This is a genomic window from Cupriavidus taiwanensis (assembly GCF_900249755.1).
Classification (GTDB): Bacteria; Pseudomonadota; Gammaproteobacteria; order Burkholderiales; family Burkholderiaceae; genus Cupriavidus; species Cupriavidus taiwanensis_D.
In genome coordinates, this window is sequence record NZ_LT976854.1 from 357337 (window position 1) to 377575 (window position 20239).

General features: G+C 67.7%; 17 protein-coding genes. 13 read left to right on the forward strand and 4 right to left on the reverse strand.

Going from position 1 to position 20239, the window contains the following annotated elements:
• Nucleotides 1-122 precede the first annotated feature (122 nt).
• Together CBM2594_RS17445 and CBM2594_RS17450 are read left to right on the forward strand one after the other, a co-directional pair.
• Nucleotides 123-590, forward strand: coding sequence for an MgtC/SapB family protein (locus CBM2594_RS17445; protein ID WP_116358083.1), 468 nt, complete (start codon nt 123-125; stop codon nt 588-590).
• Nucleotides 591-774: 184 nt separating this feature from the next.
• A complete protein-coding gene (locus tag CBM2594_RS17450; protein ID WP_116358084.1) occupies nt 775-1278 on the forward strand; it encodes a DUF2628 domain-containing protein in 504 nt (167 codons plus the stop codon).
• 14 nt (nt 1279-1292) lie between these two features.
• On the opposite strand, the gene CBM2594_RS17455 is transcribed toward CBM2594_RS17450, so the two are convergent.
• On the reverse strand, nt 1293-2195 hold the full coding sequence (locus CBM2594_RS17455) for a LysR substrate-binding domain-containing protein (RefSeq protein WP_012355383.1): 903 nt from the start codon (nt 2193-2195) through the stop codon (nt 1293-1295).
• 190 nt (nt 2196-2385) lie between these two features.
• Here CBM2594_RS17455 and CBM2594_RS17460 point away from each other — a divergent pair, with 190 nt between their 5' ends.
• From CBM2594_RS17460 to CBM2594_RS17470, 3 genes are all read left to right on the forward strand, one after another.
• Nucleotides 2386-3300, forward strand: a complete 915-nt coding sequence (locus tag CBM2594_RS17460) for an SDR family NAD(P)-dependent oxidoreductase (protein ID WP_116358085.1) — start codon at nt 2386-2388, stop codon at nt 3298-3300.
• Complete coding sequence (locus CBM2594_RS17465) at nt 3300-4544, forward strand: CaiB/BaiF CoA transferase family protein (protein ID WP_116358086.1); 1245 nt, start codon at nt 3300-3302, stop codon at nt 4542-4544. Before CBM2594_RS17460 ends, CBM2594_RS17465 begins: the two co-directional genes overlap by 1 nt.
• A gap of 139 nt (nt 4545-4683) precedes the next feature.
• Nucleotides 4684-4890, forward strand: a complete 207-nt coding sequence (locus CBM2594_RS17470) for a DUF6494 family protein (RefSeq protein ID WP_116358087.1) — start codon at nt 4684-4686, stop codon at nt 4888-4890.
• A gap of 14 nt (nt 4891-4904) precedes the next feature.
• Here CBM2594_RS17470 and CBM2594_RS17475 read toward each other — a convergent pair whose 3' ends face one another.
• Nucleotides 4905-6083, reverse strand: a complete 1179-nt coding sequence (locus CBM2594_RS17475; protein WP_116358088.1) for an AraC family transcriptional regulator — start codon at nt 6081-6083, stop codon at nt 4905-4907.
• A gap of 314 nt (nt 6084-6397) precedes the next feature.
• Between CBM2594_RS17475 and CBM2594_RS17480 the strand changes: the two genes are divergently transcribed.
• From CBM2594_RS17480 to CBM2594_RS17515, 8 genes are all read left to right on the forward strand, one after another.
• Nucleotides 6398-7429 carry a Bug family tripartite tricarboxylate transporter substrate binding protein gene (locus CBM2594_RS17480; protein ID WP_373457595.1) on the forward strand — a complete coding sequence of 344 codons (1032 nt, stop codon included), beginning with the start codon at nt 6398-6400 and terminating at the stop codon, nt 7427-7429.
• A 75-nt stretch (nt 7430-7504) separates the two neighbouring features.
• Nucleotides 7505-9217 (forward strand): long-chain fatty acid--CoA ligase, encoded by a 1713-nt coding sequence (locus CBM2594_RS17485; protein WP_116358090.1) that lies wholly within the window; start codon nt 7505-7507, stop codon nt 9215-9217.
• A 57-nt stretch (nt 9218-9274) separates the two neighbouring features.
• Complete coding sequence (locus CBM2594_RS17490) at nt 9275-10258, forward strand: Bug family tripartite tricarboxylate transporter substrate binding protein (RefSeq protein WP_116358091.1); 984 nt, start codon at nt 9275-9277, stop codon at nt 10256-10258.
• Between the two features lie 21 nt (nt 10259-10279).
• Nucleotides 10280-11059: an enoyl-CoA hydratase/isomerase family protein gene (locus tag CBM2594_RS17495; protein ID WP_116358092.1), complete on the forward strand. Its 780-nt coding sequence runs from the start codon at nt 10280-10282 to the stop codon at nt 11057-11059.
• Nucleotides 11060-11195: 136 nt separating this feature from the next.
• Entirely contained in the window at nt 11196-12383 is a 1188-nt protein-coding gene (locus tag CBM2594_RS17500; protein ID WP_116358093.1) for an acyl-CoA dehydrogenase family protein, read from the forward strand.
• A 457-nt stretch (nt 12384-12840) separates the two neighbouring features.
• Entirely contained in the window at nt 12841-14763 is a 1923-nt protein-coding gene (locus CBM2594_RS17505; protein ID WP_116358094.1) for a PrkA family serine protein kinase, read from the forward strand.
• 37 nt (nt 14764-14800) lie between these two features.
• A complete protein-coding gene (locus tag CBM2594_RS17510) occupies nt 14801-16063 on the forward strand; it encodes a YeaH/YhbH family protein (protein ID WP_116358095.1) in 1263 nt (420 codons plus the stop codon).
• A 148-nt stretch (nt 16064-16211) separates the two neighbouring features.
• Nucleotides 16212-17765: a SpoVR family protein gene (locus CBM2594_RS17515; RefSeq protein ID WP_116358096.1), complete on the forward strand. Its 1554-nt coding sequence runs from the start codon at nt 16212-16214 to the stop codon at nt 17763-17765.
• Between the two features lie 30 nt (nt 17766-17795).
• Here CBM2594_RS17515 and CBM2594_RS17520 read toward each other — a convergent pair whose 3' ends face one another.
• Entirely contained in the window at nt 17796-18794 is a 999-nt protein-coding gene (locus tag CBM2594_RS17520) for an acyl-CoA dehydrogenase (protein ID WP_116358097.1), read from the reverse strand.
• A 38-nt stretch (nt 18795-18832) separates the two neighbouring features.
• Nucleotides 18833-19993: an acyl-CoA dehydrogenase family protein gene (locus tag CBM2594_RS17525; protein ID WP_116358098.1), complete on the reverse strand. Its 1161-nt coding sequence runs from the start codon at nt 19991-19993 to the stop codon at nt 18833-18835.
• Nucleotides 19994-20239 lie beyond the last annotated feature (246 nt).

Below are 20239 nucleotides of genomic sequence, written 5' to 3' on the forward strand. Positions count from 1 at the left end.
GCTTGGCTTGTAGGACGTCGCCGCACACGTCGGACCACGCGGCGATGTGGCGCACGGGTGTTGCCGGGGGCCGGGTGTGGCGTGCTACGCTCAGGCCTGCACCCAAGTCCCGGAGGTTGGCGATGGAGTCAGTCTGGACCGAGATCTTGCGCGCTTTTCGCGCCGAATTTGCCGATGTGCCGGACGCGGCCGAGGCCACCCGCATCCTGGTGCGGCTGTGCATGGCGGTGCTGCTGGGCGGCCTGATCGGCTATGAGCGCGAATCCTCCGGCAAGGCGGCGGGGCTGCGCACCCATATGCTGGTGGCGCTGGGCTCGGCGCTGTTCGTGCTGGTGCCGCTGCAGGCCGGCGTGCCGCTGGCCGACATGAGCCGCGTGCTGCAGGGGCTGATCGCCGGCATCGGCTTCCTGGGCGCCGGCGCCATCCTCAAGCAGAACGACGAAGCCCATATCAAGGGCCTGACCACCGCGGCCAGCATCTGGATGGTGGCGGCCATCGGCGTGGCGGCGGGATTGGGGCGCGACACCACGGCGGTGATCGCCACCGTATTCACGCTGGTCATCCTGCAGATCCTGCAACGCTGGAAGTAGCGTTGCCGCACCACGGACCCGTGCGCCGGTCTGTGCCCTTGCGCGCCGACCTGTCCCTTTCCCCCGACTTTCCGGCGCCGAATGCGCGCCGGCGCACACAGCCGGGGTCGCGCGCAACCTATGCTGTGGCACAGGCCGCGCCGCGACGTCAGGGCGCCGCCGACGCAGCAGAAGGGAGGTTGGCATGCATGCATCGATCCGTGACGACGCGGCACTGGCCGCATTCGTGGGGCCGCGCTTTCCGTACTACGGCGAGCGCTGGTCGGTCGCCGAAACCCACAGCGGCATCTCGTGGAACTGGGCGGCCTGCCTGCTGGGCCCGTTCTGGATGGCTTACCGGCGCATGTACTGGCAGGTGGGCGTCTATGCGCTGATCGTCGGCGCCGAGCCGCTGCTGCATGCCTGGTTCGGCCTGGAACTGCCGGTGGCGGGCCGGCCGCTGCTGTACGCGCTGGCGCTGCTGCTGGGCCTGTATGGCAACGAACTCTACCGCTGGCACGCCGAGGCCACCATCCGGCATCTGCGCGAGTACCACTACTCGCCCGAACTGGAAAACGACTCGCTGGTGCGCCGCGGCCGCACCAGCTGGCCCGGCGTGTTCGCCATGGGCCTGCTGCTGGTGATGGTGGTGTCGCTGCGTCCGCTGGCGGCGCTGGTGGTGCACGGCGGCGGGCTGGGCGCCGGCTGAAACCGCGCGGCGCGCTACACCGGCTCGCGCGCGGCGTCGACCAGGTACTGGATCAGGGTTTCGGCGAACTGGGGCAGTTCGCGCCCCGGCCGGCGCACCAGGCGCAGTTCGCGCCTGGCCCATTCGTCTTCGAGCGGGATAAAGCGCAGCACCTTGCGGCTGGCGTAGCGGCGCGCGCAGCTGTTGGGGACGATGGCGATGCCCGCGCCGGCCTCGACCATGCGGCATACCGCGTCGAAGCTGCCGACCTGGATGCGCAGGCTGATGCGCTTGCCCATGCCGGCGGCAATGCGGTCGAGGAACGACTGGATCGCGCTGAACTGGTTCAGGCCGACAAAGCGGCAGGTGTCGAGCAGGTCGGCGAAATGCAGGCGCTTGAACGTCGGCAGCGGATGGTTGACCGGGGCGATCACGATCAGCGCGTCGCTGCACAGGTGCATCGCATCCAGGTCCTGCGTGGCGACCTCGCCGGCGACGATGCCGAGATCGGCCGCGCCGGCGCTGATCGCCGACACGATCTCCTGCGACAAATGCTCTTCCAGCTCGATGTCCACGTCCGGGTTCTCGCTCAGGAAGCGCGAGACGCCCGTGGCCAGGAACGAGTTGGTCGCGGTGGTGTTGGCCAGCAGCCGCACGCGGCCCTTCACGCCCTTGGCATACGGCCGCAGGTCCGCGTGCAGGCATTCGAGCTCGCGGAAGACCTCGCGCGCATGGCGCAGCAGCGCATCGCCCGCCGGCGTGAGCCGCACGCCCTTGACCTGTCGGATCAGCAATTGTGTCTGGAACGCCTCTTCCAGTTGCTTGATCCGCGTGCTGGCCGCGGGCAGCGACAGAAAGCTGCGCTCGGCGGCACGGGTCAGGTTCTCCGTCTCGCCGACATTCAAAAAGAGGCGGAGGTCGGTCAGGTCGTAATGCATGGGCTTCCGTCAGGCCAAAGGCCAGTTTTGTGATTCGTGAATTCCAAAGGCGCGGGCGTCAATTTATCGTATCCACTGCGGCGTGGACATCCGGATTGTCCGCAGCGGCGGGCGCTGCCCGCCGTGCAGGGGCAGTTTCGCCGGGTTTGCGGTCGGTGACCGCACAAAAAGTATTCAGAGGAGCAACGTAATGAGCGGTTTGATGGCAGGCAAGGTCGCGCTGGTAACGGGCGCTGGGGGTGGGATCGGTCGCGGCATCGCGCTGGCGATGGCGGCCGCAGGCGCCCGGGTGGTGGTCAATGACCTGGGCGTGTCGATGTCCGGCGAGGGCGGCGACGCCGGCCCCGCGCAACGCGTGGTCGAGGAAATCCGCGCCGCCGGCGGCGAAGCCGTGGCCAATACCGACAGCGTGTCGACCTGGGCCGGCGCCAACGCCATCGTGCAATGCGCGCTGGACAACTTCGGCCGCATCGACGCCGTGGTCAACAACGCCGGCAACCTGCGCGACCGCATGTTCTTCAAGATGAACGAAGAAGAATGGCGCTCGGTGATCGACGTGCACCTGAACGGCACCTTCTTCGTCAGCCGCGCCGCGGCCAACTACTTCAAGGACCAGGAGGGCGGCGCCTACGTGCACATGACTTCCACCTCGGGCCTGATCGGCAACCTGGGCCAGGCTAACTACTCGGCGGCCAAGCTCGGCATCGCCGCATTGTCGAAGTCGATCGCGCTGGACATGCAGCGCTTCAACGTGCGCTCGAACTGCATCGCGCCGTTCGCGTGGAGCCGCATGACCAGCTCGATCCCGGCCGAAACCCCGGAAGAAAAGGCGCGCGTGGCCAAGCTGCAGAAGATGGAAGCCGGCAAGATCGGCCCGGTGGCGGTCTACCTGGCCAGCCACGCGGCGAGCGAGGTCAACGGCCAGATCTTCGCGGTGCGCGCCAACGAGATCATCCTGATGAGCCAGCCGCGTCCGGTGCGCTCGGTCCACATGAGCGAGGGCTGGACGCCCGAGTCGGTGGGCGAGATCGCGATGCCGGCCATGCGCAGCAGCTTCTTCAAGCTGGAGCGCTCGCCCGACGTGATCAGCTGGGACCCGATCTGATGGCGGGCGGCCAAGCCCCGGCGCGCGGCGCGCTTGCCGGCGTGCGCGTGCTGGACCTGTCGCGCATCCTGGCCGGGCCGTGGTGCGCGCAGAACCTGGCGGACCTGGGCGCCGAAGTGATCAAGGTGGAGCGGCCCGGCGCCGGCGACGATACCCGTTCGTGGGGGCCGCCGTGGCTGCCCGGCGCGGACGGGCAGCCGTCGCGCGACGCGACGTACTTTGCCGGCGCCAACCGCGGCAAGCAGTCGGTCACGCTGGATATCGCCAGCCCGCAAGGGCAGCAGATCGTGCGCGAGCTGGCCGCGAAGTCGCAGATCGTGCTGGAGAACTACAAGGTCGGCGACCTGAAGCGCTACGGGCTGGACTATGACAGCCTGAAGGCGGTCAACCCGTCCATCGTCTACTGCTCGATCACGGGCTACGGCCAGACCGGGCCGAGCGCGCACAAGCCCGGCTACGACTTTATCTTCCAGGGCCTGGGCGGCCTGATGAGCGTCACCGGCGAGCGCGACGACCTGCCCGGCGGCGGGCCGCAGAAGGTGGGCGTGGCGGTGGTCGACATGCTGACCGGCATGTACGCCACCGTCGCGGTGCTGGCCGCGCTGCGCCATGCCGAACGCACCGGCGAGGGCCAGCATATCGACATGGCGCTGCTCGACGCGGTGGTGGCGGTCGGCGCCACCCCCATCATCGCCCAGCGCGTGACCGGCAAGGCCATGCCGCGCTTCGGCAACGCACACGCCAACATGGTGCCCTACCATGTGTTCGCCACCGCCGACGGCTACATGATCGTCGCGGCCGGCAACGACGGGCAGTGGCAGGCGTACTGCCGCGGCATCGAACGCCCCGACCTGGCCGCCGACGAGCGCTTTGCCACGGGCCCCGGGCGCATCATCCATCGCGACACGCTGGTGCCGCTGCTCGAGGCTCATATGCGCAGCCGTCCGACCGCGCACTGGGTGCAGGCGCTGGAAGCGCAGGGCATTCCGTGCGGGCCGATCAACGACTACGGCCAGGTGCTGGAAGATCCGCAGGTGCGGCATCGCGAGCTGCAGGTCGACCTGGTGTGCGACGACGGCAGCGTGTGCCCGACCGTCAAGAGCCCGCTGCGGCTGTCTGCGACCCCGGTCCAGTACGATGCGCCGCCGCCCCGGCTGGGCCAGCATACGGAGCAGGTGCTGGAAACGGTGCTGGGGCTGTCGGCCGAGCGCATCGCGCGGCTGCGCGAACAGGGCGTGGTGTAAGCGCGTCTCAGCGCCGACGCAAACGCGGCGGCCGGTTGCCGGCCGCCGCGTCATCCGCGCGGCGCTGCTGCACGGATGCCGTCAGTGGCGTAGGCTGTCCGGGTAGCGGCCGCATGCCGCTTCCTTCCCGGAGACAGCCATGGACGAAGAGACCTTCAACCTCAGCATCCGCAAGTTCCTGAAGGTGGTCGGGGTCAGTTCCCAGCGCGAGATCGAGCAGGCCATCGCCCGCGCCGTCGCCGACGGCACGCTGGCCGGCAACGAGCACCTGCCGGTGTCGGTGACGCTGGAGCTGGCGGCGGTGAAGCTGCAGGCGCGCTTCGACGGCGAGATCCGGCTCGAGTAAACCGACAGCTTGCGCTAGGCCCCCGCTGCGCCCTCCGCCCGCATCCCGCGCATGCGGTATTCCCCCGGCGCCACGCCGGTCCATTTCTTGAAGGCGCGGTGGAAGGTGCTGGGCTCGGAAAAGCCGAGCCGCAGCGCCACGTCCTGCAGCGTCATGCCGGGGCGTTCCATCATGCCGATGGCCACGTCGCGCCGCAGGCTGTCCTTGATGCTCTGGTAGCCGCGCCCTTCGTCGCGCAGGCGGCGGCGCAGGGTCTGCGGCGTCAGCCGCAGCAGCTGCGCCATCTGTTCCAGCGAAGGCAGTTCATCGTCCAGGTGCGAGCGCAGGTGCTGGCGGATGCGTTCGGCCAGGCAGCTGTTGTCGCGGTAGCGGATCAGCAGGTTGCGCGGGGTCTCGCGCAGGAATTCGCGCAGGCTGGCGGCGTCCTGCATCACCGGCAGGCGCAGCGAGGCGGCGTCGAAATGCAGCGCGGTCACGGGCTGGCCGTAGCTGACCGCGGCCTTGAACACGCGCTCGGTATCGGTGCGGCCCTGCGACGCGGCGGCGCTCAGCGCGACGCGCGTCAGCGGGATCTGCCCGGCGACCAGCCAGCTGACCAGCGCGTAGGCGTGGAACACGAAGGTCGATTCGGCAAAGCTGCGGCAGGCCGAAGCGGGCGCGCGCGGGTGCAGCACCACCGCGGCGGTGCGGCCGTCGGCGCTGACGTGCAGGCGCGGCGCGAAGGCGTCGATATGCTGGCGGTACAGCCGCAGCCCGGTGCGGATGGCGTCTTCGAGCGTGCCGCAATGGACCAGGCTGCGGCACACCTGCGCGAACACGCCGGGCGTCACGGGCCGCTCCAGCAGTCCCCACAGTTCGTCGCGCATGACCCGGCGCAGCGTGCGGATCAGCGCCGCGTACTGGCCCTGCGTCACGCGCGCGCTGGGCGAGGCCAGCAGCGCCGGCGAGATGTCGGCGCGGCGCAGCAGGGCATCGATGTCGTGGCCGAGCCGGCGGGCGCCCTGCAGGATGTGCGTTACGTGCTGGATGGCGATGGTGTGGCGTGCCGGCGCTGGCGTGGTGGATTCCACCGCGGGGCCTGGCGTGGCAACGCCGCTGGCGTCGCGCAGGCGGGCAAGCGGCAGCGCCTGGCCCGCAATGTGCGGCTTGCCCGGCATCGGCGGGCGCAGCGATGGCAGAACGGCTGTTTGCATGGGTCTCCTCGTCACGGCGACGCGCCCCGGTGCCGGCTCTTTCAGGCGCTTTCCGGCTTTCCTGGGCCTCTGGCCACATCATGGCGCCACCTTAGCAAGCCCGCGCCGCGCCGCACAATCGGGATTTGCCAAAGCCTGCCTTCCGCCTGAGCGATTCGGCCAATCATTTTGGCGCGTCTGGTCATTGTCCACGCACCGCAGCATCGCGCACTCTCCGGCAAAGCACTCTACAAGGCCGGCCCACCGGCCCGGACGGGTCTGGCAACGCGGCTACAGCCGGGTGCCGGCCACCGGAAAAACCAAGGAGACAACACATGCAGGCAGATCGTAGTGCGCAGCGTGGTATGCGTCGCCGTACCCTCGTCCGCCTTGGCGCGGGGTGGCTGGCGTGGAGCGGGCTGGTCGGCGGCATGCTGGGCGCCGGCATGGCGCACGCGCAGGCGCAGGATTTTCCGGCACGCACCGTGCGCATGGTGGTGCCGTTCCCCGCGGGCGGCGCCACCGACGTGCTGGCGCGCGCGCTGGCCGAGGGCCTGGGCAAGCAGTGGAAGCGGCCGGTGGTGGTGGAAAACCGCCCGGGCGCCAGCGGCATGCTGGGCGCCGAAGTGGTCGCCCGCGCCGAGGCCGACGGCTACACCGCGCTGCTGACGATCACGCCGCTGGTGCAGGCGCCCAGCCTGTATTCCCGCGCGCCGTACGACCCGGTGAAGGACTTTGCCGCGGTGTCGGAACTCGGCACCACCAACCTGGTGTTCGCGGTCAACAGCAATGCCGTGCCGGCGACCAACCTGAAGGACTTCATCGCGCTGGTGCGCGCCAAGCCAAAGCAGTTCTCCTATGGCTCGTTCGGCGCCGGCTCCAGCGGCCACCTGTATGGCGAGGTCTTCAACGAGGCCGCCAGGATCGACATGCTCCATGTTTCATACAAGGGCGAGGCGCCGGAGCTGAACGACCTGCTCGGCGGCCAGGTGCCGGCGGCGGTGATCTCGGTGATGGGGGCCAAGCCCCATGTCGCCACCGGCCGGCTGCGCGCGCTGGCGGTGACCGGACCGGCGCGCGCGCCGCAACTGCCGGATGTGCCCACCTTCCGCGAGGCCGGCATCGAAGGCATGGACGCGATGGGCTGGTTCGGCCTGCTGCTGCCGGCCGCGACGCCGCGGCCGATCGTCGAGAAATTCTCCGCCGACGTCAACCGCGTGCTGGCCCAGCCCGACGTGCGCAAGCGCATGAGCGAGCTTGGCGTGATCCTGAGCGGCAGCACGCCGGACGCGTTCGCCCAGACCATCCAGGCCGATTACGTGCGCTGGGGCAAGGTGATCCGCACGCGCAATATCCGCCTGGACTGAGCCCTTTCCGCTTGACCCGTATTTGACCTGTGTTTGACCTGTATTTGACCCGCATCTGACCCGTCGATTGCCGCAATGAAGCCTGCTACAAGCTCTACCCAGCCGTTCCGTTCTCCCGCCTGGCCGCCCGGCCTGCCGGCCACGCTGCATACGCCACGCACCAGCCTGTTCTACAACGTCGAGGTGGCGGCGCGGCGCTACCCGGACAAGACCGCGATCCAGTATTTCGGCACCGCGATCTCCTATGGCGAGCTGCATGAAGCGATCGAACGGATGGCCGGCTACCTGCAGCAGGCCTGCGGCATCCGGCCCGGCGACCGCGTGGTGCTGTTCAGCCAGAACTGCCCGCAGTTCATCATTGCCTACTACGCCATCCTGCGCGCCGAAGGCGTGGTCGTGCCCGCCAACCCGATGTGGCTGGAAGCCGAACTGGCCCACGTGGTGCAGGACAGCGGCGCGGTCGCCGCCTTCGCCGGCACCGAGCTGTACCCGCGCATGGCGCCGCTGCACGGCCCGGCGCTGCGCCACGTGATCCTGCACGACTACGCCGGCATGCTGCGCGACGACGGCGGCCTGCCGGTGCCGGCGTGGCTGCGCGAGCCGCCGCCCGCGCCGCAGGCCGCACCCTCGGGCGCGCTGCCGGTGGCATGGGACGCGGCCAGCAGCGCCGGGCTCCGGCCGCTGCCGCACCAGGCCGGCTACGACACGCTGTGCATGCTGGCCTATACCTCCGGCACCACCGGCAACCCCAAGGGCTGCATGCACACCCACGGCACGCTGATGACCGCCGCGGCCGGTTCGGTGATCTGGCGCGGCGCCACGCCGGAATCGGTGGTGCTGGCGGTGGCGCCGATGTTCCACCTGCTGGGCATGCAGAACTGCATGAACTCGCCGCTCTACCTGGGTTCGACGGTGGTGCTGATGCCGCGCTGGGACCGTGCGCTGGCCGCGGACCTGATCGAGCGCTACCGCGTCTCGGTGTGGGGCGCGCCGCCGGCGATGATGGTGGACTTCTTCTCCCAGCCGGGCATCGACCAGCGCGACCTGTCCAGCCTGGCGTACGTCGGCGGCGGCGGCGCGGCCATGCCGGAAGCGGTGGCCAACATGCTGCAGCAGCGCTTCGGGCTGCCCTACGTCGAGGCCTACGGCATGACCGAGACCGCGGCCTTCATCCTGTCGAACCCGCGCAACCAGCCCAAGCGGGAGTGCCTGGGCATTGCCACCTTCGGTGTCGACGCGCGCGTGGTCGACCCCGAGACCCTGCGCGAGCTGCCACCCGGCGAGACCGGCGAGATCGTGGTCCATGGCGGCCAGGTGATGCAGGGCTACTGGCACAACGAAGACGCCAACGCCGCCACCTTCACCGAGATCGACGGCAAGCGCTTCCTGCGCACCGGCGACCTGGGCTTCATGGACGAGGAAGGCTATTTCTTCATGCGCGACCGGCTCAAGCGCATGATCAACGCGTCCGGCTACAAGGTCTGGCCGGCCGAGGTCGAGAACATGCTGTACGGCCACCCCGCCATCCACGAGGCCTGCGTGATCGCGGCGCGCGACGAGCGCCGCGGCGAGACCGTCAAGGCGGTGGTGGCGCTGCGCCCCGACGCGCGCGGCACCGCCGAAGCCGACCCGGAACGCATCATGGCCTGGTGCCGCGAGCATATGGCGGCGTACAAGGTGCCGCGCATCGTCGACGTGGTCGAGGCGCTGCCCAAGTCGGCCACCGGCAAGATCCTGTGGCGCGCCCTGCAGGAGCGCGAGATGCAGGCGGACACCCCGCGCGCCTGAGGCCGGCGCAGACCGGCACGCAGCACAGCAACCGAGCAGCAGAGAGAGAGAGACACCATGCAGCAGAGCAGACGCAACTGGCTGGCGCAGGCCGGCACCCTGGCCGGCGCGGCCGTCCTTGGCGGCGTGGGCCAGGCCCTGGCCCAGCAGCCGTACCCCGCCAAGCCGATCCGCCTGATCGTGCCCTACCCGGCCGGCGGCGGCACCGATACCGTCGGGCGCCTGATCGGCCAGCGCCTGGCCGAAAGCCTGGGCCAGCCGGTGGTGGTGGAAAACAAGCCCGGCGCCAGCGGCATGCTGGGCAACGATACCGTCGCCAAGGCGCCGGCCGACGGCTACACCCTGCTGCTGGCGATCACCGCGCTGATCCAGTCGCCGGCGCTGTACAAGCGCACCCCCTACGACGTGGCCAGGGACTTCACCCCGGTCTCGCTGATCGCCAAGTCGTCCGACCTGTTCGTGGTGCCCAACCGCGTTCCCGCCGCCACCATGCGCGAGTTCCTGGCGCTGGCCAAGTCCGGCAAGCTCAGCTATGGCTCGTACGGCAACGGCACCTCGTCGCACCTGCACGGCGAACTGCTCAGGCAGCAGGCCGGCATCGAGATCGCGCATATCCCGTACAAGGGTGCGGCGCCGCTGATGAGCGACCTGCTGGGCGGCCAGGTCGACAGCGCCTTTGTCGACGTGACCTCGGCCAACCCCTACCTTTCCAGCAACAAGTTCAAGATCCTGGGCATCACCGGGACCCAGCGCTACAAGGCGCTGCCCAATGTGCCGACCTTCACCGAACTGGGCCTGGCCGGGTTCGAGCCCAATGGCTGGTTCGGGCTGTTCCTGCCCGGCAACGCGCCGCGCGACGTGACCGCAAGGCTGGCCGCCGAGACCGCGCGCATCGTGCGGCTGCCCGAAGTGACGCAGAAGCTGGCCGGCATGGGTTTGCAGCCGGTGGGCTCGACGCCGCAGGAACTGGCCGCCGTGGTCGCCGGCGACACGCCCAAGTGGGCCAGGATCGTGCGCGACGCCAATATCCAGCTGGACTGACACCGTACCGGAGACCACGCCATGGAAACCATCCGTTTTGCCGTCGAGGACGGCGTCGCCACGCTGACGCTGGACGCGCCGGCGCGCAAGAACGCGCTGTCGCTGCCGATGCGCGAGGAGATCGGCGAAGTGATCCGCCGGATACGGGACGACGACAGCGTGCGCGCGCTGGTCCTGACCGCGGCCGGCACCGATTTCTCGTCGGGCGGCGACATCAGCTCGATGCAGGTCGAGATCAGCGCCGAGCAGGGCCGCAAGCGCCTGCGCAAGCTGCACGGCTGGCTGGAAGACCTGATCCAGCTCGACGTGCCGGTCATCGCCGCGGTCGACGGCGCCGCCTACGGCGCCGGCTTCAGCCTGGCGCTGACCGCCGACATCATCCTGGCCACGCCGCGCGCGCGCTTCGGGCTGCCGTTCCTGCGCATGGGGCTGGTGCCGGACTGTGGCGTGTTCTACACGCTGCCGCGGATGATCGGCCTGCAGCGGGCCAAGGCGCTGATGTTCTCGATGCGCGAGCTCAACGCGCAGGCGGCGCAAGACCTTGGCATCGTCATGGAAATCGTGCCGGCCGACAGCCTGCAGGAGCGCGCGCGGGCACTGGCGCAAGCCTTTACGCAGGCCTCGCCGGTCGCGGTCAGCCTGACCAAGCAGGCGCTGAACGCATCCCTGGGCCAGGACCTGCACACCATGCTGGCGATGGAGGCCGACGCGCAGGGCATCGCCTTCTCCACCGGCTACCGCCGCGAGGCGGCCGACCGCTTCATGGCCAAGGAGCCGCTGCGCTACCGCTGGCCGGACTGAGCGGGCGGGCGGCGCCTGCTGCTCCGCAGCATCGCGCACGCCCGCGGCGCTCGCCCTTATCTATATAGGCAGGCGGCCGGCATCGTCCGCAGCCTGCGTGTTCATACCTCTCGTTTACCCTGATATCAGTACACATATGGGATCCCAAGACCAACACGCGGCGCCCGCCGCCCGCCAGACCCCCTGGATGAACGAAGACCTGGAAATGTTCCAGGACACCGTGCGCCGCTTCGTCGAGCGCGAACTCGCGCCGAACGAGGCGCGCTGGGCCGAGCAGGGCTATATCGACCGCGACATGTGGCGCCGCGCCGGCCAGATCGGGCTGCTGTGCGCCAGCATCCCCGAGGAGTACGGCGGCGGCGGCGGCACCTTTGCCCACGAGGCCATCATCACCCAGGAGATGTCGCGCGCGGTCTGCACCAGCCTGGGCAATAACGTGCACAGCGGCATCGTGGCGCATTATCTGCTGCGCTACGGCACCGAAGCGCAGAAGCAGAAGTGGCTGCCGCAGATGGCCAGCGGCGAACTGGTGGCGGCCATCGCCATGTCGGAACCTGGCGCCGGTTCCGATCTCAAAGCGATACGCACCCGCGCACTGCGCGAACAGACCCCGGACGGAGACTGCTATCGCATCAACGGCGCCAAGACCTTCATCACCAACGGCTACCATGCCGACCTGATCTGCGTGGTGGCCAAGACCGATCCGGAAGCCGGCTCGCGCGGCGTGTCGCTGGTCATGGTGGAAACCCGCGACCTGCCCGGCTTCCGCCGCGGCCGCATTCTGGAAAAGATCGGGCAGAAGGGCCAGGACACCGCCGAGCTGTTCTTCGACGACGTGCTGGTGCCATGCGAGAACCTGCTCGGCACGCAGGAAGGGCAGGGCTTCTACCAGCTGATGCAGCAGCTGCCGCAGGAGCGGATGATCATCGCGCTGGGCGCGGTGGCCACCATGCAGCGCGCGATCGAGCTGACCACCGAATACGTGCGCCAGCGCAAGGTGTTCGGCCAGCCGCTCGGCGACCTGCAGAACACCCGCTTCAAGCTGGCGGAGTGCAAGACCGTGGCCACCATCGCCGCGACCTTCGTCGATGACTGCATGCAGCGCCTGATGGACGGCCAGCTCGACGCGGCCACCGCGGCAATGGCCAAATGGTGGTGCACCCAACAGAATTGCCAGGTCATCGACGAGTGCCTGCAGTTGCACGGCGGCTATGGCTACATGCTGGAATACCCGATCGCGCGCATGTACGCCAACGCACGCGTGAGCAAGATCTTCGGCGGCTCCAACGAGATCATGAAGGAGCTGGTCGCGCGCACGCTCTGACCCGCCTGCGCGGGCGCTGCGCTATCAGCACTGTCTTTGTGCTAGTGCGCGCAAAACGCGTAACGCCATGCGAGAAATGAGAGCCGGCACCATTGCCGGCTTTCGTGCTTATGGTTACAAAACCGGATGTGCACGGATCGCGGGAAAGGTGTAAGGTTTGTCACAAGCATGGTCAATGGCCCGTCACGCGCGGGGGCGAAGCCGAGTACAAATCAGCCAGACGCTGACAGAAGAATCCGGCGGAAAATGCAGCGGCAAGGCAGCACCGAAACATCCGTTGCGTCGATGCAAGATTCGTCAACTCGGACTCCACCATCGCCGTTATTTGACTATGATGAAGTAAAGACTTCGCAACATGACAGGTCGCCAGGCCGGGGTGGTGTACCGCGAACGTTGCGCGAAGCCTTTGGGGTAGCACTACCTACGCCTCGGACGTGAACTCTGACGGGAGTGAGGTATGGACATTTTTGGCCATTACGCTACGCGCTTCGAAGCTCGCAAGGAAGAGGAATACAGCATCCAGGAATACCTGGAGATCTGCAAGAAGGATCCGACTGCCTACGCGACCGCTGCCGAACGCATGCTCGCCGCGATCGGTCAGCCTGAGCTGGTGGATACCCACCACGATCCCAGGCTGTCCCGCCTGTTCTTCAACAAGGTCATCCGCATCTATCCGGCCTTCCGCGACTTCTACGGCATGGAGGACACGATCGAGCAGATCGTCTCGTTCTTCAAGCACGCCGCGCAGGGCCTCGAAGAGCGCAAGCAGATCCTGTATCTGCTCGGGCCTCCCGGCGGCGGCAAGTCCTCGCTCGCGGAGAAGCTCAAGGCGTTGATGGAGCAGATTCCCATCTACGCACTGAAGGGTTCGCCCATCCACGAGTCGCCCCTGGGTCTGTTCTCGCCCGAAGAAGACGGCAAGATCCTGGAAGAGGACTACGGCATCCCGGTGCGCTACCTGAACACCATTGCCTCGCCCTGGGCGGTCAAGCGCCTGCACGAGTTCAACGGCGACATCACCAGGTTCAAGGTGGTGAAGCTGCGCCCGTCGGTGCTGTCGCAGATCGCGATCTCGAAGACCGAGCCGGGCGACGAGAACAACCAGGACATCTCGTCGCTGGTGGGCAAGGTCGATATCCGCAAGCTCGAGGACTTCCCGCAGGACGACCCGGACGCGTACTCGTACTCCGGCGGCCTGTGCCTGGCCAACCGCGGCCTGCTCGAGTTCGTCGAAATGTTCAAGGCGCCGATCAAGGTGCTGCACCCGCTGCTGACCGCGACCCAGGAAGGCAACTACAAGGGCACGGAAGGCTTCGGCGCGATCCCGTTCGACGGCGTCATCCTGGCGCACTCGAACGAGGCCGAGTGGCAGACCTTCAAGGCGGACAAGAACAACGAGGCCTTCCTCGACCGGATCTATATCGTCAAGGTCCCGTACTGCCTGCGCGTGTCCGACGAGGTCAAGATCTACGACAAGCTGCTGCGCAGCAGTTCGCTGTCGGCAGCGCCATGCGCGCCCAACACGCTGAAGATGATGGCGCAGTTCGCGGTGCTCACCCGCATCAAGGAGCCCGAGAACTCGAACATCTTCTCGAAGATGCGCGTCTATGACGGCGAGAGCCTGAAAGACGTGGACCCGAAGGCGAAGTCGTACCAGGAATACCGCGACTACGCCGGCATCGACGAAGGCATGAACGGGCTGTCGACGCGCTTCGCGTTCAAGGTCTTGTCCAAGGTCTTCAACTTCGACAACACCGAAGTGGCGGCCAACCCGGTGCACCTGCTGTATGTGCTCGAGCAGCAGATCGAGCGCGAGCAGTTCCCGCCGGAGCAGGAAGCCAAGCTGCTGTCGTATATCAAGGAGTACCTGACCACCCCGTTCGTCGAGTTCATCGGCAAGGAGATCCAGACCGCCTACCTGGAGTCGTATTCGGAGTATGGGCAGAACATCTTCGACCGCTATGTGGTGTTCGCCGACCTGTGGATCCAGGACCAGGAGTACCGCGATCCCAACACCGGCGAAATCCTCGACCGCAACGCGCTGAACGACGAGCTCGAGAAAGTGGAAAAACCCGCGGGTATCTCGAACCCGAAGGACTTCCGCAACGAGATCGTCAACTTCGTGCTGCGGGCGCGGGCCAACAACGGCGGCAAGAACCCGGTCTGGACCAGCTATGAAAAGCTGCGGATGGTGATCGAGAAGCGCATGTTCTCCACCACCGAGGACCTGTTGCCGGTGATCTCGTTCAACGCCAAGTCTTCGCGCGAAGACCAGGACAAGCACGAGAACTTCGTCAACCGCATGGTCGAGAAGGGGTACACGCCCAAGCAAGTGAGACTGTTGGTGGAGTGGTATCTGCGCGTAAGAAAGTCATCGTAACGGCGCCGCGGAACAGGTCTCTCAACGAGGGCAACATATGGCTACGGTCATCGATCGGCGCGAAAACGGCGGCAACAAGAGTGCCGTCAACCAGCAACGCTTCATCAAGCGCTACCGCGAGCAGATCCGGCAAGCGGTGGCAAAGGCGGTGTCCGGCCGGAAGATCATGGACATCGAGCAGAGCGGCCAGGTGTCCATTCCGGTCAAGGACATCAGCGAACCGATCTTCCACCACGGCCCGGGCGGGCGGCGCGAGTGGATTCACCCTGGCAACAAGAAGTTCGTCAAGGGCGATTCCTTCGACCGCCAGCAGCAGGGCGGCGGCGGCACCGGTTCGCGGGCCAGCGACAGCGGCGAGGGCGAGGACGATTTCGTCTTCACGCTGTCGCGCGAGGACTTCCTCAACTTCTTCTTCGAGGACATGGCGCTGCCGGACCTGGCCAAGCGCCACCTCGCCAAGATTGCCGAAGTGCGCAAGGTGCGCGCCGGCTTTTCCATCGACGGCACTCCGTCCAACCTGTCGATCCTGCGCACCATGCGCAGCTCGCTGGGGCGGCGCATCGCGCTGTCCAGCCCTTACCAGAAGCGCCTGCGCGAACTGGAGCTGGCCTATGCCGAGGCGCTGGAAAAAGACGGCCCCTACGCCGAGCACACGCTCGAGCTGATGGAGAAGATGCGGCACCTGCGTGCCTGCATCGACCGCGTTCCCTTTATCGAGAAGCTCGACCTGCGCTACAACAACCGCGTGCTGAAGAAGCGCCCGCAGGCCCAAGCGGTGATGTTCTGCCTGATGGACGTGTCCGGCTCGATGGACGAAAGCCGCAAGGACCTGGCCAAGCGCTTCTTCATGCTGCTGTACCTGTTCCTGAAGCGCAACTACGAGCGCATCGACGTGGTGTTTATCCGCCATCACACCGTGGCCAAGGAAGTCGAAGAGGAAGATTTCTTCCACTCGCGCGAATCCGGCGGCACCGTGGTGTCGAGCGCGCTGAAGCTGATGGTGGAGGTCATCCACGACCGCTATCCGCCCAGCCAATGGAATATCTACTGCGCGCAGGCGTCCGACGGCGACAACTGGGCCGGCGATTCCGAGCTGTGCGGGCGCCTGCTGCGCGAGTCGATCCTGCCGCTGGTGCAGTACTACGCCTACGTGGAAGTGGCCTCGGAAGAGCCGCAGAACCTCTGGGAAGAGTATCTGACGGTGAAGAGCCAGTTCGATCACTTTGCGATGCAGCGCATCATCGGCGCGGACGAGATCTACCCGGTGCTGCACGACCTGTTCCAGAAACGCGCGGCATAATCAGTGCTGGCTGGCCAGTGACGGCAATGGGCGGCAATGGCCGGCAAGCCGCGGTGAAGAAGGCAAGATTGGCAAGACAGGGGACCTGGCGGCGATTCCGCGCCGCAAGCACCGGCCTGCCTGTCCTGCGCGGACAAAAGGGGCGAAGATGGCTTATCTGTCCACGGGTTCGGAATGGACCTTCGAACTGATCAACCGGTATGACCGCGAGATCTCGCGCATCGCCGGCGAATTCGGCCTGGATACCTATCCCAACCAGATCGAGATCATCACCGCGGAGCAGATGCTCGACGCCTACGCGTCGGCGGGGCTGCCGGTGGGCTACAGCCACTGGTCCTACGGCAAGCACTTCCTCGCGTCGGAGCGCAGCTACCAGCGCGGCCATATGGGGCTGGCCTACGAGATCGTCATCAACTCCAATCCCTGCATCGCCTACCTGATGGAGGAGAACACCATGCCGATGCAGGCGCTGACGATCGCGCATGCCTGCTACGGCCACAACTCCTTCTTCAAGGGCAACTACCTGTTCCGCACCTGGACCAACGCGGACGCCATCGTCGACTACCTGCTGTTCGCCAAGAACTATGTCGCCGAGTGCGAGCAGCGCTACGGCGAGCAGGAGGTGGAACTGCTGCTGGACTCGTGCCACGCGCTGCAGAACTACGGCGTGGACCGCTACAAGCGGCCCAAGAAGCTGTCGATCACCGAGGAAAAGGCGCGCCAGGCCGACCGCGAGAACTACCTGCAGATGCAGGTCAACGACCTGTGGCGCACGCTGCCCAAGCACCGGCCGCACGCGCTGGCGTCGGAAGACGATACGTCCGAGCCCGATGTGCCGTTCCCGCCGGAGCCGCAGGAGAACCTGCTGTACTTCATCGAGAAGAACGCGCCCAAGCTGGCCCCATGGCAGCGCGAGATCGTGCGCATCGTGCGCAAGATCGCGCAGTATTTCTACCCGCAGCGCCAGACCAAGGTGATGAACGAAGGCTGGGCCACGTTCTGGCACTACACCATCATCAACCAGCTGTACGAGGAAAAGCTGGTCAACGACGCCTTCATGATGGAGCTGCTGCAGGCGCACACCAACGTCATCTACCAGCCGCCTTACCACAGCCCCTACTACAGCGGCATGAATCCGTACACGGTGGGTTTCCTGATGTTCCAGGACCTGCGCCGCATGTGCGAGAACCCGACCGAGGAAGACTACCGCTGGGCGCCCGAGATCGCCGGCACCGACTGGCGCAAGACGCTGGACTTCGCCATGCGCAACTTCAAGGACGAGAGCTTCCTGCTGCAGTTCCTGTCGCCGCGCGTGATCCGCGAACTGAAGCTGTTCTCGGTGCTGGACGATGACCGCGAGGGCAAGCTGCGCGTCACCGCGATCCATGACGACGAGGGCTACCGCGCGATCCGCCAGCTGATGGCGGCGCAGTATGACCTGTCCAGCATGGAGCCCAATATCCAGGTCACCAACGTCGATGTCGGCGGCGACCGCTCGCTGACGCTGCGCCACTTGCAGAGCGACCGGCGGCCGCTGGCGCACAACTTCGATGAAGTGGTGCGCCACGTGACCCGGCTGTGGGGCTTTACCGTGCGGCTTGAGGTGGCTTACGAAGACGGCCGCACCGAGCTCAAGTACGAATGCAAGCCTGAGCGCCGCCACCGCCGCCCGCACGGCAGCGGGCTGAGCCTGGCCGCCTGAGCGGGCGGCTCAGCCGGCCGGCCCGCCGCTTCAGGCGGCGGCTGCCGGCTCGCACCAGCCGCGCACCAGCTCCACCGCCTTGCGGCCTTCGCTGGCGCAGACCGCTTCGCCCAGCACCCGGCTCCACCAGCGCTCCGACCCGTCCGCCACGCGCCACGCATGCAGCCGGCGCGTATAGAGCTGCAGGTCATATTCCTCGGTAATGCCGATGGCGCCGTGCACCGCATGCGCGATCGCCGCCACCGGCGTGACCGCGTCGCTGGCGCGCAGCTTGCCGATCGCCGCGCGCAGGCGCTCGGGCGTGGCGCCGTCGCTGTCGCAGGCCAGCTGCGCCGCCACGCGCGCCGCGGCGACATGTTCGGCCATCTCGCTGACCTGGTGCTGGATCGCCTGGAACTTGCCGATGGCGCGGCCGAACTGCTGGCGGTCGTTGGCGTATTGCAGGGTCAGGTCGAGCACATGCGAGAGCGCTCCGGCCAGCTGCGCCGCATGCAGGCAGGCGCCCAGCGTGCGCAGCATGCCGGCAGGCAGCCGGCATGCCGCGGGCACGGTGGCCTCGGGGCGCGGCACGCGCAGCATCAGGTCGCCGTGCGCGCCGGTAGCTTCGGCGCGGGCCGCGGCGGCGGGCAGCAGCAGGCAGCGCTCGCCATCCTGCAGCAGGAACCATTGCGCATGGCGCGCGTCGGCCACCAGCGTGGCGGCAGCGCCGTCGTCAAAGCCGGCCAGCGCGATCGGGCCGTCGGGCAGCGCGACGCCGCCGGCATGCAGCAGGGCGCGCGCAAAGATGGTCTGCGCCAGCGGCAGCGGCAGGGCATGGCGGCCGGTGACGAACAGCACCGGCGCCAGCTCGCGCAGCGACAGCGCGGCGCCGCCGGCGGCTTCGGGCAACAGGCAATCGGCAAAGCCGCTTTGCTGCAGCGCTTGCCAAAGCGGCCGCGGGTCGGCCTGCTGTTCCAGCGCGCGCACCGTGGCGGGCGTGCAGCAGTCGCGCAGCAGCGCGTCGAGGGCATCAGAGTAGGCGTTATGCATGGGCAATCTCGTTCAGGATGGCAGTCGACGGGGCCGGATCAGCGCAGGCCGAGCCCGCGCGCGATCATGCCGCGCAGGATTTCGCGGGTGCCGCCGCGCAGCGAGTAAGACGGCGCGATCTGCGTGACATAGGCCAGGGTGCGGTACAGCGCGCCGTCGGCCGCCAGCGCCGGTTCGTCGCCGAGCGCGGCTTCCACCAGCGCCGGGATCGACTGCTCGAAGGTGGTGCCCAGGTCCTTCACCAGCGCGGCCTCGACCACCGGGCTCTCGCCCGCGGCCAGCCGCGCCGTGACCGCGAGCGACATCGCGCGCAGCACCGCCAGGTGGCCGGCCAGGCGGCCCGCGGTAACGGTGTCGCGGCGCGCGGGCGGCAGCCGGCGCAGCGCGTCGAGCCAGGTGTCGAGCAGCACCACGCTGGAATACAGACGCTCCGGCCCGCTGCGCTCGAACGCCAGCTCGGCGTTGACCTGCTCCCAGCCGCTGCCTTCGTTGCCGACCAGCGCATCGGGGGCCAGCGCCACGTCGTCGAAGGTGACCTCCGAAAAGTGCGCATCGCCGGTCAGGTCGTGGATCGGCCGCACCGTCACGCCCGGTGCGTGCAGGTCGACGATGAACTGCGACAGTCCCGCCTGCCGGTCCTGCGGCGTGCCGGAGGTGCGCACCAGCGCGATCATGAAGTGGCAGCGGTCGGCGTTGGTGGTCCAGATCTTGCGCCCGTTCAGGCGCCAGCTGCCATCCGCCTGCCGCACCGCGCGCGTGGCCACGCTGGCCAGGTCCGAGCCGGAATTGGGCTCGCTCATGCCGATGCAGAAAAAGGCCTCGCCGCGGCTGATCGCGGGCAGGTAGCGCGCCTTCTGCGCGTCGTTGCCGTAGCGCAGGATCAGCGGGCCGCTCTGGCGGTCGGCGATCCAGTGCGCCGACACCGGCGCGCCGCAGGCCAGCAATTCCTCCACCAGCACGAAGCGCGAGAACGGGTCCAGCCCCGCGCCGCCGAACTGCGCCGGCAGCGTGATGCCGACCCAGCCGCGCGCGGCCAGCGCCCGGCTGAAGCCGGCATCGAAGCCCATCCACGAACGCGCGCGGGTTTCCGGCGGCAGCGCGGGCAGGTGTTCATCGAGAAAGGCCCGCACCTCGCCACGGAACGCCACGGCGTGCGGCGGCAGGGAGGTCAGGCTGAAGGTGGAAAGCAATGCGGTCACGGTGAAATCCTGTGGCTTGATACTGCGAAATCTGTTTCCGATGCCAGCGCTGTGCTGCCCTGTCCCGCTTGCGGGAGAGGGGCAGGGGGGAGAGGGCCGGCGGTGGCAATTGCGACGGCCTTCACTTCGTTGACGCTCCCCGCCCTCACCCCGACCCTCTCCCGCAAGCGGGAGAGGGAGTACACAAGCGGGAGTTGGAAAGTTCGAGGCAATGTTCCCGCTGCCGGTTTGCTCCCCTCTCCCGCT

Coding starts and splice junctions, on each gene's coding strand:
- CBM2594_RS17520 (WP_116358097.1), bottom strand. CDS start 18,794: ATGCATAACGCCTACTCTGATGCCCTCGACGCGCTGCTGCGCGACTGC.
- CBM2594_RS17465 (WP_116358086.1), top strand. CDS start 3,300: ATGGCGGGCGGCCAAGCCCCGGCGCGCGGCGCGCTTGCCGGCGTGCGC.
- CBM2594_RS17510 (WP_116358095.1), top strand. CDS start 14,801: ATGGCTACGGTCATCGATCGGCGCGAAAACGGCGGCAACAAGAGTGCC.
- CBM2594_RS17515 (WP_116358096.1), top strand. CDS start 16,212: ATGGCTTATCTGTCCACGGGTTCGGAATGGACCTTCGAACTGATCAAC.
- CBM2594_RS17490 (WP_116358091.1), top strand. CDS start 9,275: ATGCAGCAGAGCAGACGCAACTGGCTGGCGCAGGCCGGCACCCTGGCC.
- CBM2594_RS17455 (WP_012355383.1), bottom strand. CDS start 2,195: ATGCATTACGACCTGACCGACCTCCGCCTCTTTTTGAATGTCGGCGAG.
- CBM2594_RS17485 (WP_116358090.1), top strand. CDS start 7,505: ATGAAGCCTGCTACAAGCTCTACCCAGCCGTTCCGTTCTCCCGCCTGG.
- CBM2594_RS17475 (WP_116358088.1), bottom strand. CDS start 6,083: ATGCAAACAGCCGTTCTGCCATCGCTGCGCCCGCCGATGCCGGGCAAG.
- CBM2594_RS17495 (WP_116358092.1), top strand. CDS start 10,280: ATGGAAACCATCCGTTTTGCCGTCGAGGACGGCGTCGCCACGCTGACG.
- CBM2594_RS17460 (WP_116358085.1), top strand. CDS start 2,386: ATGAGCGGTTTGATGGCAGGCAAGGTCGCGCTGGTAACGGGCGCTGGG.
- CBM2594_RS17450 (WP_116358084.1), top strand. CDS start 775: ATGCATGCATCGATCCGTGACGACGCGGCACTGGCCGCATTCGTGGGG.
- CBM2594_RS17445 (WP_116358083.1), top strand. CDS start 123: ATGGAGTCAGTCTGGACCGAGATCTTGCGCGCTTTTCGCGCCGAATTT.
- CBM2594_RS17500 (WP_116358093.1), top strand. CDS start 11,196: ATGGGATCCCAAGACCAACACGCGGCGCCCGCCGCCCGCCAGACCCCC.
- CBM2594_RS17470 (WP_116358087.1), top strand. CDS start 4,684: ATGGACGAAGAGACCTTCAACCTCAGCATCCGCAAGTTCCTGAAGGTG.
- CBM2594_RS17480 (WP_373457595.1), top strand. CDS start 6,398: ATGCAGGCAGATCGTAGTGCGCAGCGTGGTATGCGTCGCCGTACCCTC.
- CBM2594_RS17505 (WP_116358094.1), top strand. CDS start 12,841: ATGGACATTTTTGGCCATTACGCTACGCGCTTCGAAGCTCGCAAGGAA.